Source organism: Daejeonella sp. (assembly GCF_046590655.1).
GTDB lineage: Bacteria > Bacteroidota > Bacteroidia > Sphingobacteriales > Sphingobacteriaceae > Daejeonella.
The window spans coordinates 12,395-29,365 of the sequence record NZ_JBKJUM010000014.1 but is presented as its reverse complement, the minus strand read 5'-3'; the positions used below and the strand labels follow the sequence as shown (position 1 = coordinate 29,365).

The 16,971-nt window shown below is 40.7% G+C and carries 12 protein-coding genes; 8 read left to right on the top strand and 4 right to left on the bottom strand.

Annotated elements, in window-relative coordinates:
• Positions 1–207 precede the first annotated feature (207 nt).
• Positions 208–1,122, bottom strand: a complete 915-nt coding sequence (rlmF, locus tag ACLL8Z_RS01180; RefSeq protein WP_411272914.1) for a 23S rRNA (adenine(1618)-N(6))-methyltransferase RlmF — start codon at positions 1,120–1,122, stop codon at positions 208–210.
• A gap of 122 nt (positions 1,123–1,244) precedes the next feature.
• Between rlmF and ACLL8Z_RS01175 the strand changes: the two genes are divergently transcribed.
• A complete protein-coding gene (locus ACLL8Z_RS01175; protein ID WP_411272913.1) occupies positions 1,245–2,222 on the top strand; it encodes a hypothetical protein in 978 nt (325 codons plus the stop codon).
• A gap of 168 nt (positions 2,223–2,390) precedes the next feature.
• Here ACLL8Z_RS01175 and ACLL8Z_RS01170 read toward each other — a convergent pair whose 3' ends face one another.
• The 3 genes from ACLL8Z_RS01170 to ACLL8Z_RS01160 all read right to left on the bottom strand — a co-directional run bounded on the left by ACLL8Z_RS01170 (position 2,391) and on the right by ACLL8Z_RS01160 (position 7,348).
• Positions 2,391–4,325 carry an OmpA family protein gene (locus tag ACLL8Z_RS01170; protein ID WP_411272912.1) on the bottom strand — a complete coding sequence of 645 codons (1,935 nt, stop codon included), beginning with the start codon at positions 4,323–4,325 and terminating at the stop codon, positions 2,391–2,393.
• An 80-nt stretch (positions 4,326–4,405) separates the two neighbouring features.
• Positions 4,406–6,721, bottom strand: coding sequence for an InlB B-repeat-containing protein (locus ACLL8Z_RS01165; RefSeq protein WP_411272911.1), 2,316 nt, complete (start codon positions 6,719–6,721; stop codon positions 4,406–4,408).
• 117 nt (positions 6,722–6,838) lie between these two features.
• Complete coding sequence (locus tag ACLL8Z_RS01160) at positions 6,839–7,348, bottom strand: helix-turn-helix domain-containing protein (RefSeq protein WP_411272910.1); 510 nt, start codon at positions 7,346–7,348, stop codon at positions 6,839–6,841.
• Positions 7,349–7,778: 430 nt separating this feature from the next.
• Between ACLL8Z_RS01160 and ACLL8Z_RS01155 the strand changes: the two genes are divergently transcribed.
• From ACLL8Z_RS01155 to topA, 7 genes are all read left to right on the top strand, one after another.
• Complete coding sequence (locus tag ACLL8Z_RS01155) at positions 7,779–8,036, top strand: SemiSWEET family sugar transporter (RefSeq protein ID WP_411272909.1); 258 nt, start codon at positions 7,779–7,781, stop codon at positions 8,034–8,036.
• A 288-nt stretch (positions 8,037–8,324) separates the two neighbouring features.
• Positions 8,325–8,921 (top strand): RNA polymerase sigma factor, encoded by a 597-nt coding sequence (locus ACLL8Z_RS01150; protein WP_411272915.1) that lies wholly within the window; start codon positions 8,325–8,327, stop codon positions 8,919–8,921.
• 658 nt (positions 8,922–9,579) lie between these two features.
• Positions 9,580–10,752 (top strand): aldose epimerase family protein, encoded by a 1,173-nt coding sequence (locus tag ACLL8Z_RS01145; RefSeq protein WP_411272908.1) that lies wholly within the window; start codon positions 9,580–9,582, stop codon positions 10,750–10,752.
• 478 nt (positions 10,753–11,230) lie between these two features.
• Positions 11,231–12,442 (top strand): APC family permease, encoded by a 1,212-nt coding sequence (locus ACLL8Z_RS01140; protein WP_411272907.1) that lies wholly within the window; start codon positions 11,231–11,233, stop codon positions 12,440–12,442.
• A gap of 132 nt (positions 12,443–12,574) precedes the next feature.
• Positions 12,575–12,976, top strand: coding sequence for a hypothetical protein (locus ACLL8Z_RS01135; protein ID WP_411272906.1), 402 nt, complete (start codon positions 12,575–12,577; stop codon positions 12,974–12,976).
• A gap of 167 nt (positions 12,977–13,143) precedes the next feature.
• The gene (gene mnmA / locus ACLL8Z_RS01130) at positions 13,144–14,232 is read left to right on the top strand and encodes a tRNA 2-thiouridine(34) synthase MnmA (protein WP_411272905.1); all 1,089 of its coding nucleotides are present in this window, start codon (positions 13,144–13,146) and stop codon (positions 14,230–14,232) included.
• A 151-nt stretch (positions 14,233–14,383) separates the two neighbouring features.
• Positions 14,384–16,951, top strand: a complete 2,568-nt coding sequence (topA, locus tag ACLL8Z_RS01125) for a type I DNA topoisomerase (protein ID WP_411272904.1) — start codon at positions 14,384–14,386, stop codon at positions 16,949–16,951.
• The last annotated feature ends 20 nt before the right edge of the window (positions 16,952–16,971 follow it).

Here is a 16,971-nt window from a genome sequence, read left to right as displayed (position 1 = left end):
TACAGTAATTCCTGAGCATTAAGATCCCTTTTGATGGATCGGACTATTAAAAGCTTAAGTTCATTTCCGCTGATCACAATTTTGTTTCTAGAGTTTACACGTGAGAAGTTACTGAATGGTTGCTTTACAAATTAAAATTACGTTTTTTATCGCAATTCAGATTTCAGGTGGAAGTGGAACGTTGAAAATGAGAAGGCCATTATTTAATTACCTGAACGTCCAGGCAAGGATCCTGGACTTTTTCTGGCCCTGAGCCATTGGAATTGTACGGAAATTTGTGGCTTTTACTTTTTCAAGTTCACTGTAGTAAATCGGAAGTCTTTCTTTTTTTGAGACCAGTGATGTAAACCAGTTAACGGATGCGGCAAATGCTGAACTTTCCCGGATCATGTTAGTCAAAAAGCGAAGCTCCCCTCCTTCGCACCAAAGCTCCGAGTTTTTGCCGCCAAAGTTAAGATCTGATTTAAATTCCTCCTTACCAAGATTTTTCCATTTTCGTTCGGTGCCGGCTAAAGATTCTCGTAATGATGCATGAAATGGGGGATTGCACATTGTCGCCTCAAACGTTTCACCATGATGAATTACTCCCTGGAAAATATCGTGTGCCGAGCTTTGCTTTCGGATGTTGATACCTGCACTTAGAGCATTTGCCTCAATTATGTTTTTTGCTGAGCGTATGGCTAAATGGTCCGTTTCGGAACCCACAAAATTCCAGCGATACTCTTTATGGCCTATTAAAGGATAAATACAATTTGCACCAGTACCGATGTCTAAAATTCTAACCGACTTTCCGATTCGTATTTTGCCTTCTGAATCCTTCAACAGATCAGCGAGATTATGAATATAATCAGCCCTACCTGGAATTGGAGGACATAAATATCCTTCCGGGATATCCCATAGTTCAACGCCATAAAAATGATGCAGTAAAGCTTTGTTCAACGTCTTAACCGCCTCGGGATTCTGAAAATCTATCGAATAATTACCATATGTATTTTTTGATACATGTTTCTCCAGTTCGGGCACTGACTTTTTGAGTGTGTCGAAATCGTAAGCATTCCGATGTTTATTTCTTGCATGGAGCTGTTCTTTTTCGTCAATTCCGGTCACGACTGGCTTTGGCATATCGCTAAAATAAACAATTCATTGTGGTTAATGCCTTTGTTCGTCGAAACGGATGCTTTTCAATTTTAAAATGCTCTCCATATTAAAACTGCAAAGCCTCCAAATACGTAAATTTTAAAAGCATGAATACACAAATGGTCCGATTTTTCCACCCATATATTCTATTATTAACGGTCTTTCTAACCGCTTGCTACAGTGCTTTTGCACAAAGTAAGTCTGACTCTGTTATTAGTGCTAATGAGCAAACTAATTCCTCTTTTAATACGATCTACCGTCAAACGGTCAACCCGGGTTTCTTTGGAAACGAATATGGGAATCCCATCAAAACGTCACTTGTTGCAGATCTTAACCCTAATGTGTTGCTGCTAAACAGCAGCAAGTCACGATTTTTTGTACTTTTTTCACCCAGAGTTAAACTGAGGTTACTCGATGCGCGCAAAGCTCCCGTTAGATCTCCAAGCTATATGCCAGGGTTGAAAGTGTTCAGCCGGTTAAATAATGACTTGGAACAACCCCAATTCTTATCTCTGGCCTATTCTCACCATTCAAATGGTCAGGACAGCCCGACGCTCGACTCCGTTGGAAATTTCAACAGGGGGAAAGGGAAATTTACAACAAACTATTACACACTCGACTATACTTACGGCCAAAAAAGTACCGACGCTTTTCAATCTGTCAGCAAGTTCGGATCCCTTGGCTTAGAAATTCATACCGGCCTGTTTAACCTGGGATATTCTAAGGAATTAAAGGACAAGTATGGCTTTGTGCGGCTAAACGGAAGTTTAATGTATGATTTACTGAAGGGGAAGACGGGAAAGGAAAAATACGATAATCATTATCGCATAAATGCCAGATTTACCTATATTCTTGACGAATATGAAAATTATTCACTGCTGAATTTAAGTAAAAGATTTAATGTTGATTTTCAATATAATTATCAGCCCGGCTTTACGGATAATGTCGCCTTAGCTATTGGAGCAGGTTACCGGGGGCAGGATGATTACAATATCTATTTCAGTGATAGCTACTCGTACCTGTCCGTGGGAATAGTTTATGGTGTTGCATTTGATTTGCGGAAAATCGTTGTGAGAAAACCATAGTTTGACCATTCCATTTGATTTTACTGCAGGGAATAGATTATCTTATAAAACAGTACCATTCTATAGGACATGAGTGCGATCATGAAAATCAGTGCTGTTAATATGGATTCACAAAAAAGAGCCCCCGATTTGGGAGCTCTGTTTCAACATAAGTACTGATAAAAACGATTATCTGTTCGGTACGATGTCAATTATAACCGTCCTGTTGTAGAATCTTTCTTCAGGAGTTATATTATCGAACGGTGATTTGCTCTCATCCTCACCAAAACCGGAAGTTTCAAACTTAACATTATTCTTGCCTGCACTTGTTAAAGCGCTTTGAAGGATTCTCAGAGCCTCTGCGGCTCTACCTTGCGACAAAATGTTATTATATTCAGTTTCACCTATTACATCTGTATGACCATGTATGATCACTGAGGCACCGTCAGGTATCTGCGGACTAACCACATCTCTAAGGAATCTGGCGTACGATTCAATAGTTCTTGTTTGATCAAAGTCAAACAATATGCTGTAACGGAATGCCTTTTCAATCGTATCTTCCTGACGCACTACCCTAAAAGTACTTGTCTTGTTGATAGGCAGACCGCTTATAGTCTCTCCATTCATACTCACTTTATAATTTCCTTCAGTCCGATCCCCTAGTATTGTTTTACCTGGAATACTACTTGAGTTACCGGTGAATGGACCATAACGCTGATTTCTACCTGTTTCATCAGTTACGTCTACCGTCCATGATTTAAGCTGATTGCTCGCTCCGCCAATATTAAAAATCACGTTAGCGTCGTCCGGATTAGATTGCATCGCTTCTATAGCAACAGGCTTCATCATTCCTCCACCAACTTCCATTAACAATTCAGGGGAAGCGCTTTCAATGTCGACACGTCTGTCTCCAGCGCGAAGCAAAACAAGTTCTCTCGTACCGCCCGGTTGTTCAGATGGAATTAGTGGTTTAGTCCGGCCCATAGTTGAAATCCTGGAACCGTCAATGCCGAAGGTATTTACTAAGTAATTCTTAATGTTTTCAGCAAATTGCTTTCCCTCTTCAGGTCCGGTCATTGACGCGCCGCTCAACGATATAGTAGCACCCGGATTTGACCTCAAACGATCACCAGTAATATTTAGGATATTGTGATATACATTCAACTGACGGCCAGAGCGTCCGCTCATGCTTTCTGTCTGAACATTTTGAAGCTGTGCCTCACGAAAATTGTTTGCCTGGTCTCTTGATAAGGTGATATATCGATTTGGAATAGCTGAGGAACCCTCGTCGAAAAACACGTAATTACGCAAAGGCAAAGTTTCACTTACCTGACGTTTTACCGAAGCAATTAACGGAGGTCTGATAGAAAATGTTATCTCCGGAGCCACCGTTGTGATTGCAATTGGCGTAGGAGCAATCTCCGCTACTTTACCTTTTCCAAACTTTAGGGCAACACCCATCCTCAGTGTCGAGATTGAAAGACTTTCTATAGTCCTGGGATTCTGGCCGAAGTCAGGATGAAAAGACAAGAATGGAGAAAGTGCCACTTTAGCCTCTTTGGCTGGTGATGAAATTATAAAATCGTACCCCACTCCAATCTGACCTGTAATAACGGTTTTACGTACTGCACTGAATTCAGCATCAGTATTAGGTTGTTTTAACTGGGTGTATTCAAAAGAGTTATCCCTGTTAAAGGCAACCCTTGGGCCCGCAAAAAAGAAAAAGTTAGAGGTGGCGGAACCCATTCTTAAGCTTGGTTCCACGCTCAGGTAACTTAGATTTGACTCCAGGGTTGCAGGGCAATTGCATGGAGCGATCACATTATTGAAATCTGCTCCACGTCCATCATACCCAACATTTAAAATAGCGCCCCAAATCGGACCCGGTCTGTACTCCAGGAATAAAGAGCCATAAGGTTTTATTCCGAAACCTCTATGAAAGGCGGTCGGGACAAAAAGTGAATTATTCAGTCGCTGGGTAGTGCCATCATAAAAATTCAAATTGGCTGCACCTGATGCACCGAACCACCAGGGCGATGATTGCCCTTGAGCCGTACCGTGGGCAAGAATTATCATCATAGAACAGATGATAACTTTTTGAATGATTTTAATTTTGAAAAACATATAAATCTTGTTTTAAAAAGTAAATTTTCGTTTTATAAGTAATCCCCCGAAGAGGATTACTCGATAATTTTTTGTGCTGCTTATTGAGGTACGTTAATGGTAGTGTTAACCATAGTTACCGAAGCAACCAGTGATAGTGCCCTACCATTCAATACAGTTTGAGTCGTATTACCAGATGTAGAGAAAGTAACTCCAGCTGAAGAAATGATCGTTCCAACCATGATACCGCCACCGGCGCCATTTATAGTAGCTGCACTACCCACGTACCAGTAAACATTTCGAGCCTGAGCACCACCTGCCAGTATTATACTGCGTGCACCTGTCGGACCTGCTATTCCTACTGTTAATGCCGTAGGTACCTGGAATACCCACACCGCATCAGGATCACCCTGTGCATCAAGTGTAAGGTTTCCATTAGTGATAGCGTAAGTACCGTTCGCAGATTTGTAAGTACCCGGTGCTAATGTCCGTCCACCCAGTTCATCGTTACTTAATATAATACCATTTGGTCTGTTTGCAGGTGAAATGCTTATATAAAAGGCTTGCATTGCTGCTAATGCATTAGTTGCAATTAAAGCGGAAGCGGCAGATCCCGGAGGAGGCGGAGCCGTATGTATCCTGCCGGTAACCAAACCAATGTTTAGTGGTGTTTCAGTATAAACATCACCAGTTGTACCGTCGTGGAATCCGGTTATAAGAGTAGAAACACCCGTAGTACCGATACTTCCATTAACGATCCGGGTATTAATTCCCTGATTAGTTATTCCCGCGCTTCCACCAAATGCTCCAAAAATGGAGGTAAATAATGGTGCGGCTAAGGGTGCAAAATTGGCGGTAATCGTTTTATTCGCGTTCATTGTCACTGTTAACGGGTTCGTTGAACCAGTGGCGTCGCCGCTCCAGCCTGTGAATCTGAATCCAGTATTCGGTGCTGCCGTAAGCTGTACCGTAGATCCGCTAGCATATGTAGGCGTGTTAGGATTTTTAGTAACAGAACCGTTGTTGGCTATTACCGTTAAAGTAAACGTATTGACTGGTATCGCAGTAAAGAGCGCAGTGATAGTTTTATTTCTATCCATTGTCACCGTTAGCGGATTAGTAGAACCACTAGCGTCCCCACCCCATGATGTAAATACAAATCCCGGACTTGGCGTAGCAGTAAGTACAACTGTACTTCCATGATTGTATGTCGGTTGATCCGGTGCTTTGGTTACCGTACCATTGGCTCCACTTGTAGTCAGAGTGTAAGTATTCAGTGTGAAATTCGCTCTCAAGCTCCGGTTGGCGCTTAATACGAAGGTATAGTTCGGGCTGGTAGACAGAACCGCTCCAGTGGTTAGGTCTGTCCAATTTGTGAAAGTATAACCCGTATTCTGAGATGCTATAGCCGTAACTGAAGTTCCGATAGGATAGGCTCCTTCGCCATCAGTGGTTCCGCCCGCTGGTGGATTAGAAGATAATACTAATGCAACTTGTGACGCAGGGATCGCTCTGAAGTTGGCGACGAAAGTTCTGTTGGCGGTTATGAAGAACTGAATACTGGAGCTGGTCGAAACTCTGACCCCGTTCTCAGTCCATTCAACAAACACAAATCCTGGATTAGGGCTTGCTGTGGCAGTTACCGAAGCGCCTGTATCATATGAACCAGCGCCTGTAGTTGTTCCACCTGCAGGTGGGGATGAGGAAAGATTTACCGCAAATTGTCCTATAGGCACCGGCGCAAAGTTAGCTACAAGGTTTCTGTTTCCAGCCATTGTAAAGGAATAACTGGCGCTTGTGGAAACCTGATTCCCGCCTTCTGTCCAGTTGGTAAATGTAAAACCACTGATTGGCGTAGCAGTTACTGTAACTGCAGAGCCTTGTGCAAACGATCCTCCTCCGGCAGTTGTGCCCGCCGCGGATGGGTTCGAAGACGTTGTAATCACTGGAATCGTAGTGAAAGTCCAAACATAGTCGGCCACCATTGCGGTGCGCAGCGTATCTGTTGCTGCTGTTGTAATTGTTCCTGTATACTTCGTAAAAGGAAGTAAAGGTACATTTGGCTTAAATGTAAATACGGCTTTATTAGAAGTTGCGGCGATCACTCCGGGAACTACAGTAGATCCTTGTTTGATTGTAAAAGAAGTACTGTTGAGAGTTGCCGGATTCATTGCAGTATTAAAAGTAACGGTGATGAGCTTATCCAAAGGCACATCGACGGCAAGGTTCATCGGGTCGGTTGAAACGACTACAGGACATAGACCTATAACTTCCCCGGTAAAGTCATCTTTTTTACATGCAGTAAAAAAGACAATAAAGAGCATTGTGAGATAACATAACGTGCTACCAATCTTTGGGTAGCCGCTGTAGGGACGCAGGTGATCACGCTCTACATTTAAAGTAAATTGTTTTTTCATATGATAAATAAGTTTGAGATAATGCAATGAACTGACTTGAACAGAACATCGGTTATACAAACCTATAGGAAAGAAAAGACCCGTGTGTTATACAACTTTTAGTTATATTTCTATAATTCACACATTTTCAAGAGCCTGATCTGTGGTTTGACGAAAATGCGAAGGTGTAAATCCAGTAATCTTTTTAAACTGAGTAGAAAGATGAGCTACACTGCTATAATTTAACTTCCATGAGATTTCTGTAAGACTTAACTCACTGTTGGTGAGAAGATCTTTTGCAGCCTCTACACGCGTTACGATTATAAATTGTGCGATCGTTGTGGATTCCATTTCCGAAAACACATTCGCGAGATAAGTATAGTCGTAATCAAGCTTTATTGCAAGATAATCGGAGAATCTTCCTCTCAAGTGCTCTTTTGATCCCTGGATCTTATCAATTACTGCGCTTTTGATTTTGTCGACGAGAATTCCCTTCTTACTATCTACAAGCTCCAGTCCACTTTTGTGCAATGCTGTCTTTATTTTTAGGAGGTCTTCAGAGGTCACCTCTCCTATAATATCTGCACAACCAATTTCGATTGATCTGCAAAGAAACCCTAAACGCTCAAGTTCCAATTCTACTACCATTATGCAACGGCTACAGAGCATATTCCTAATATAGATCTTCATATACTCTCTATTGCAAATGAAGTGCCCAGTAAAACGTGCTAAACAGTAACTTTAAAGTTTACTCACTGTAAACAGAAAGAAACGCCTATTAAGCAATTAAAATAACTATAATAACACTATTTTACATTTTTTATTAAATAATTTCTTTATAAATTAATTAATAGTTATTTTGAGAATAAACGTTTACCTCTATAGAAAAATTTCTGGCTGTTATAACAGAATATCTGTAGTGGTGGGACTAATTTCAGAACAATGATATCCCCTTATAATGAATAAAGTAAGTGCCACTTATATCAGGCGACATTATTTTCAAAACAACCGGAATTTTATATTAACCACTATCGGTTTAACCCACAAACAAAAACATGAGGACCGGTATTAAACAGTTATGGATAAAGAAATTATTGGCCTAATTGCAGGAACGCTTACAGCAGCTTCATTAGTTCCTCAATTTATTAAGTCAATCCAGGAAAAAAAAGTTGACGTAAGTCCGATAATGTTCGTGCTTTTAATTGCTGGAAATGCATTATGGACTTGGTATGGAATCAAATTGGAATCCTTACCAATTATAGTTACGAATAGTTTTGGTTTCGTTATGGATGGATTGATGCTGATATTACGATTTAAATATGGTAAAAATACATAAGAGATTTGATAGCCCGGTTCCGCACTCCAATTTAAAGCTAATAGTTACTGCCTGCACTTTCTCAGACGGGAAATAGCCTTTTCAGGATTTGTTTTGATCTGATACATTCCAAACACCCATCCACAATGCCGGTGGCATACTTCACAAAAGCTCGGAGAGGCAACTGTCTATTGTACTAAAAAGGAGGCAACCGGCGGCGATTAATATATATTTCAGTACAGTTATCTATAAAAAAGGTCTTGAAATTTAAAGGCTTGAAATTTGATACAGCAAGAACAAAAATTGGCAGTGTATACAGACTCACCTACCCCCCAGACTAACTCTGATGTTATAAGTACTGAGGTTAAAAAGCCTGTTTTTACAGAATTGGAATTAATCAGCGGTCTGGCAACGAGTGACAAACGATTCCTTGAAGCTTTATATGAGATGTATTGTGGTTCCTTATTTGGCATCATTAATCGTATTGTTAAAGAGGAAGAGATAGCGGAGGATGTACTTCAGGATACCTTTGTTAGAATATGGCAATCATTCAGCAAGTATGATCCTGCTAAAGGCAGACTTTTTACGTGGATGGCTAACCTCGCACGTAATCTTGCACTTGATAAACTAAAAAGCAAAGCATATCGGAACAACAAACTAAACGAGAAGATTGGCGACCTTCACTTGACCGTCGACAACCAGTTCAATGTAAAAAGTAACCCTGAAACCATTGGAGTCAGGGAAATAGTTATGAGCCTTAAGCCGGAATATAAAACTATAGTCGAACTGATATATTACAGGGGATATACCCATACAGAAGCTGCTGAAGAATTAAATATTCCCCTTGGGACTTTGAAAACAAGGATGAGGATGGCGGTTAATGACTTGAGGAAGTACTTCAATTAGAAATAAGTAAAAAGTATCAAGAACCAAGACTTAAGGCTAGGTCAATTTAATAGTCAAATCTCTTACAAAACATCCAGCGCCAACCATTTTTCAATTTGCAGTTTCACTCTTCACCTTCACATCTTCATCACCCCTATTCCTTTTCCTTCAAAACCCGAAACTAAGCCCGTCCATGGTCTGTTCCACCTGTTCCATTTTGTTTAGCCGTACCCCGAACTCAGTCATAGTCATAACCGTAAAATGATCATGATATTCAGTCATATCAGTCCGGAAAGCCACAATGCTATTACGCAGATCGGATACAAGCAGCCTAATAAATGAGCGGTTGCCTGTCGCTCGATAAACCCAGCTATCTTGTAAGGAAAAACGGAATAAAGACGTGATATGTCGTTTCCATATCGTCGCCGAAAGTTATATTTGTCTGGCTGTAGAAATTGGAGAAGGGATAAATAAAAACGAATGCTGGGCGAATAAAGCATCTTTTTGTGTGAAAGTGTAGAAAAGATATTTATGTTCATAAATAAGACTTAAATTCAAACCTATGAAAACTAAAGGTTTTGCGATTGCTGTCTTATTGTCCATGATATATTTTGGCCAGAGGGAAAAATATACCGTACAGCTGAAACCGATCTCATAAAAAAATTGAACAATAAATAAAATGAGTATTTATAAAATCAATGGTGCTTTTTTTAGCGTTGCCATATGTGCTTCAGCTTTTCTACTCTCATGCAACAATTCTCAATCAACAAAAACTATGGATACCACGTCAGCAAAAGCTCTGGATACTTTAGCTTTCAGTAAAATAATACATGGCAAGAAGGCCAGCTCATATGAGATTAGAAATGAGCAAATGACTGTACACTTTACTAATTATGGCGCCCGTATTGTAGGCCTTTGGATTGCGGACAATGAAGGTCGTAAGCCAATCGACGTTGTCGTTGGTTTTAAAAATATTGACGACTATCTCAAATCGACCGAGTCATTCTTTGGTGCTACTATCGGCCGATATGGGAACCGCATTGCAGGAGGAAAGTTCACAATTGATGGTATAGAATACCATATCCCTCTAAACAACGGTCCGAACGCATTACATGGCGGCTCAAAAGGTTTTCATGATGTTGTGTGGGATGCCGAACAGCCTGATGGGAAGACACTCATTTTTACCTATTTTTCTAAAGATGGGGAAGAGGGTTTTCCAGGGAATCTGAGCGCAAAGGTGACTTACACTATCACTGAGAATAATGAACTGAGGATAGAATATGAAGCAACTACTGATAAGAAAACTCCGGTAAATCTAACCAATCATGCTTTTTTTAATCTAAACGGGGAGGGAAGCGGAGAGATTCTGAATCATTCTGTGCAGATCTTTGCAAACAAATTTAATCCGGTTGATAGTACTTTAATCCCCACAGGGGAACTATTGAGTGTAGCTAACACCCCGCTTGATTTCAATAGTGCAAAAACAATTGGTGAAAGGATTAATGCCGATGATGAGCAGTTAATATTCGGCAACGGATATGATCACAATTATGTTCTTAGCGGTAAAAAAGAAAATAAATTGCGGCATGCTGCAACTGTGAAGGGAGATAAATCTGGAATAAAAATGGACATTTTCACACAGGAACCTGGGATGCAATTTTATAGTGGCAACTTTATGCAGGGGAAAAACATATTCAAAAACGGAAGCAAGGATAATTTCAGGACCGCTTTCGCGATGGAAACACAACATTTTCCCGACTCACCTAACCAACCGTCCTTCCCAAGCACAATACTAAACCCGGGGGAAAAATATCGCACGATATCAATTTATAAATTCACAACTAAAAAATAGTTTCAAATAATAGGTCAATTCCGCAATGAATTAACCACTCTTTACCTACCCCCGCTACAGCCAGGGCATATTACGTTTCGACTGTCCACCGTCAATTCGCAGCAGGGTACCAATTCCTAACCCTAACATCAATTTGATGAATGCACTACAGGATTAACTTTGAGAATGCCCTTGCTGGTTTTTATCTCATCTGAGGCAGTCTTTTGTGCCAATACCTGTGACATGCTCAGGAAAAAAATTTTATCAATTATAGGCTAATAGATAAAATGGCGTAACATTTTAATTGGAAAAAAAGTCAATTATCTTAAAACTATTTCATTAAACCTGATTATTCAAATCTTCCCTGACCATCCGAATTACCATTTACCCTTCAAAAAGCCGAACGAACCGATTCTTTCTTTTAAATATAATCCACAAAGTGTTAAACAGTAAACCATCGCGGTTTTAAAATGTTAAGAGTCTAATTCCTTTCTGATACATGCCGCAAAAACTCAAACGAACTCTATCTCTTGCTGAATGCATTTTCTTCGGTGTAGGATCGATTCTCGGTGCAGGTATATATACGATTATCGGTAAGGTATCAGGTTATGCTGGCAATCTTACCTGGCTTTCCTTTCTAATTGCGTCTTTGACCGCGCTATTGACGGCTTTTTCATACGCAGAACTCAGTTCGGCCTATCCAAAATCGGGGGGCGAATATGTGTATACTAAAAAAGCGATGGGCGAAAAGATTGGAACTTCGATAGGTTTTATCATTGCTTTAAATGGAATTATCAGTGGTGCAACTGTTGCAGTAGGGTTTGGCGGATATCTGACCCAGCTTTTGGATACGCAAATTGTCGTGGGCGCTTTGGGAATTATTACACTGATCTTCCTGGTAAATATTTCGGGTATCCGCGAGTCATCAATAATCAATATCATTTTTACGATCATCGAATTTTCAGGGCTGGTTCTGGTAATTATTTCTGCCATTCCTAAGATTGGCACTGTTGATTTATTCGAATTTACAGGCTTTGATGGCAAGTCCGTATTGATGGCAGCATCTCTTGGCTTCTTTGCATTTATTGGTTTTGAAGAAATTGTCAAACTTGCTGAAGAAACTAAAAATCCTCAAAAAACTATTCCTAAGGCTTTATTTATCGCAAGTGGAATCGTTACTGTTATGTACTTTATTGTTGCAGTTTCTGCAGTATCGGCTCTGCCTTTCGAAACTCTTTCGGCCTCGTCAAGTCCGCTTTCTGATGTTGCGGAAAAAGGTTTGGGACCAACTGCAGGACTAATTATCGTCGTCATCGCTTTGTTCTCTACATCAAACACAATTCTCTCAAATATGCTGGGAAGCTCCCGTGTGCTTTATGATATGGCAAAAGAGATAAAATTTTTATCTGTTCTCAATAAAGTCTCGAAAAGGCAAAGCCCATACGCTGCCTTGATCCTGATACTCTTTGTCATGTCAGCCTTCGCGTTTATAGGAAAAATCGAAGTGATAGCTATGATAGCCAATTTGTTCATTTTTATCACATTTTTCACAGTAAACCTGACGGTTCTGCTTCTCAGGAAATCTGATCCACAAAAGGAACGGCCATTTAGAGTTCCCCTTAATATTAATAATTTGCCCTTGATAAGTTTTCTGGGCATGGCTATGACGTTATTGCTTTTTTGTTTCAATGTATATATTCTAATTGTTTGATATTAGCGATGCAATTAGTTGGAACCTCTTAAAACGATCAATAAATCTTTATTAGTCCTTCTTCACCTTTGTTAAAAAACTTAAACCATAATTGCTTGTTAACGACTTTAACTAAAACATAAATCAAATAATATGAAAAAGTACCTATTAATCCTTTTAAGCATCGTTTTGCTGAACTCATGCGCTGATAAGCAAAAGGAGTTCTCGTCTGTAAAAAAAGGAATGACAAAGGAAGAAGTAATTCAACAAGCTGGCGAGCCTACTTCCAAACGTGATATTCTGGTTGCTGAAATATGGAAATACGATCTTGCAGACAGAACTGTTGTATTCAGAAACGGACTTGTTTACGACATAATTACAAGTACTGAGGCACGTATTGATTCCATTGAATCTACTCTAAAGGCAACCGGAAGTGATTTGAAAGAAGCAGGAAAAAACATCAAAGAAAGACTTCAACAAACCGGAGATACTGTCCGCAGTCAAGGTCGGCGGTTGAAAGATAATTTAGATGGCGATTCTCTAAAGAAAAATTGAATCTTTCGTAAATGACAATTGATTCAACCAATCCATTTGATGGAACTGTTCTCCAGTCTTATGAAACCCACACAGACGATGACGTTAAGCATATTATACGCCTTCCATGCAGCATGTAGCTAGAAAAGAATTTCAAAACTCCTATCTTTGCACCGAATTTAATATCAATGAGTAAAAGAGGCAGAGTTCTGGTAGCCATGAGCGGCGGTGTGGATAGTTCGGTAGCAGCTGTTATGCTTCATGAACAAGGCTATGAAGTGATAGGCTTAACTATGAAAACCTGGGACTACGCGTCTTCAGGCGGTTCCGCCAAAGAAACAGGCTGTTGTAGTCTCGATAGTATTAATGATGCACGAGCATTAGCAGTTGGCTATGGTTTTCCTCACTATATTCTTGATATCCGTGAAGAGTTTGGCGATTTCGTAATCGACAATTTTGTTGATGAATATATCGCTGGGCGCACCCCTAACCCTTGTGTTCTTTGCAACACACATATAAAATGGGAGGCGCTACTAAAACGAGCCGATAAACTTGATTGTGAGTTTATCGCAACGGGGCATTATGCAAATATCCGCAAACAGGATAATGGAAGATTTGTCATTTCAAAAGGCCGGGATGAGCATAAAGATCAATCCTATGTGCTATGGGGTGTATCACAGGAAAATCTCGCCCGAACCCAATTTCCGCTCGGTAGTTTCGCCAAAGCTGAAATAAGACAAATGGCAAAAGATATGGGCCAGTTGGAGCTTGCCAATAAATCTGAAAGCTACGAAATCTGTTTTGTACCAGATAATGATTACCGTGCCTTTTTACGGAATAAAGTCCAAGATCTGGATGATCGCATCGGCCCTGGGAATTTTATGCTAAACGACGGCACAATTGCAGGTAAGCACCTTGGATATCCATATTATACTATCGGTCAGCGCAAAGGCCTGGGTGTAGCATTTGGTCATCCTATGTTTGTAACCAGAATTTTGCCAGAATCAAATACGGTAATGCTTGGCACCATCGATGAACTGGAGCGGACAGAAGCCCTTGTAAGAAATATCAATCTGGTAAAATATCACAGCCTTAGCGAACCGTTGGAAGCAATTACCAAGATTAGATACAAGGATTCTGGTGCGATGAGCACCTTAACTCAACTCGGCGACACGGTGAAAGTCGACTTTCATCACTCTGTGTCCGGTATAGCCCCAGGGCAATCGGCAGTTTTCTACGAAGGAAACGATTTATTGGGGGGCGGGTTTCTTGTATAAACCACCGTAATCTGTAATCAGTGCCACCGGATAGGATACCCATTACTGATTACCGATTACTCTTTTAAACCTCCCAATATCGGTCGTACTACCCCTCCGATTTGGCTTTCCCTATAATATTGTCTTTATTTGCACAATATCATTTTTCTGAATGGCTAAAAATCTACTTATCGTTGAGTCACCTGCGAAGGCAAAAACAATAGAAGGGTATCTTGGTAAAGACTTTCTGGTTAAGTCAAGTTACGGACATATCCGTGATCTGATCAAGACAGACGACGCAATTGATGTGAACAATAATTTTGAGCAGCGTTATGAAGTTCCTGCCGATAAAAAGGCCGTAGTAAATGAATTAAAAAAACTTTCTAAAGCTGCTGAGATGGTGTGGCTGGCTTCGGATGAGGATCGGGAGGGGGAAGCAATCTCCTGGCATTTATTTGAAACTCTGGGTCTCAGGGAAGATAAAACCAAGCGAATCGTATTCCACGAGATTACTAAGACTGCTATACTTAAAGCCATCGAGAACCCAAGGAAAATAGATTATAATCTCGTGTATGCACAACAGGCCAGACGTGTACTCGACAGGTTAGTTGGATTCGAACTATCGCCCGTTTTATGGAAAAAGGTAAAGCCGTCATTATCTGCCGGCCGCGTTCAGTCGGTTGCAGTACGCCTTATAGTAGACCGTGAACGCGAAGTAAATAAATTTACCCCTACCGCCGCTTTCCGGGTTGTTGCGATTTTTACTACTGATAACCAGAAGGAAATTTTTCGCGCTGAGCTCCCTGAACGTTTCGAACAGGCCGCACAAGCAGAAAACTTTCTGGAGGATTGTATCAGTGCTTTATTTACTGTAAAAAGCCTTGACACAAGGCCAACAAAAAGAAGCCCTTCAGCCCCATTTACAACGTCAACGCTGCAACAGGAGGCGTCCCGAAAACTGGGGTTTTCAGTGGCAAGAACAATGTCGGTTGCTCAAAAGCTTTATGAGCATGGAAAGATAACCTACATGCGAACTGACTCTGTTAATCTCTCAGATACAGCGTTGAATGCTGCTGCAGCTGAAATAAAGTCGGCATTTGGCGAAAAATACCATCAGCTAAGAAAATATAAAACAAAGTCGGCAGGTGCACAGGAAGCTCACGAAGCGATCCGGCCTACCTATTTCGAACAGCATACTATAAGTGGTGATCCTTCTGAACAGCGTTTATATGAACTGATTTGGAAGAGGTCAATAGCTTCACAAATGGCCGAAGCAGCATTTGAAAAAACTACAGCAAAAATCAACATTTCTACCCGGAAAGAGGAGTTTGTTGCAAATGGTGAGGTCATGAAATTTGATGGCTTCCTGAAAGTATATATCGAGTCTACGGATGAAGAAGAACAGGAAATAAACCTGGAAGACGATAACGAAAATTCGATCCTGCCTCCTTTAAATAAAGGACAGAAACTGAACCTTCGTGAAATGAATGCAACGGAGCGATATTCAAGACCTCCGGCACGATACACAGAGGCAAGTCTGGTTAAAAAACTGGAAGAATTAGGTATAGGGCGGCCCTCCACGTATGCACCAACTATCTCGACTATCCAGAACCGGGGTTATGTAGTAAAAGAGGAGCGCGAGGGCAAAAAACGTGATTTCAAGGTCATCAGTCTGAAGGATTGTAAAATACATTCGGATATCAAAACCGAAAATACTGGTGCTGAAAAAAACAAGCTCTTCCCTACTGATATCGGCGCTGTTGTTAATGATTTCCTTGTTGAGCATTTCAAAGGAATCGTAGACTTCCATTTCACCGCAAGTGTTGAAAAAGAGTTTGATGAGATCGCTCAGGGAATGAAGAACTGGACAGAAATGCTCCGTTCTTTCTATAAGCCTTTTCATTCTGAAGTTGAAATAACCCTGCAGAATGCAAATCGAGCGAGCGGCGAACGTGATCTGGGCATAGATCCTGAAAGCGGAAAGAAAATTTCGGTGCGGATTGGCCGGTTTGGTCCTTTTGTGCAAATTGGCGAAGCCCAGGAAAACGAAGAAAGCGAAAAGCCAAAATATGCTAGCCTCCGTGCGGGACAGATGATTGAAACAATAAGCCTTTCTGAAGCCCTTGAACTTTTTAAGCTTCCTTTTCAGCTCGAAAACTATGAAGATAAGGAAGTTAGCGTTGGTTTAGGGAGATTCGGCCCTTACATCAGATGGGGAGAGAATTTTATTTCGATTCCTAAGGGCGAGGATCCTTTGTCAATAAATATTGACCGGGCTATAGAAATCATAAATGAGAAAAACCTTGCAGATGCCCCTGTCGCGCACTTCCAGGGTCTTGGGGTAACCAAGGGCAAGGGTCGTTTCGGACCATTTATTAAATGGAATAATCTTTTTATTAATGTTCCTGCTCGTTATAATTTCGACAAACTCGGTCAGGCTGAAATCGAAGAATTGATCGGGAAGAAAATAGAAAAAGAGTCTAATCGTTTTATTCAGCAATGGGAAACAGAAAAGATCGCGATCGAAAACGGTCGTTGGGGGGCATTTATCCGGTTCGGTAAATTGATGCTCAAGCTTGGGAAAAATCCGGCAACTAATGACAAATTTACTACTGAAGAACTTACAGTCCTGTCACTGGATAGAGTTAAAAAGCTGATTACTGAACAAGTTCCCGATGCTTTTACTCCAAAAGCAAAAAAAGCCCCAGCCAAGAAATCGCCTGCAAAACTCAAAAAATAAAAAATCCGTAGGAATTTATT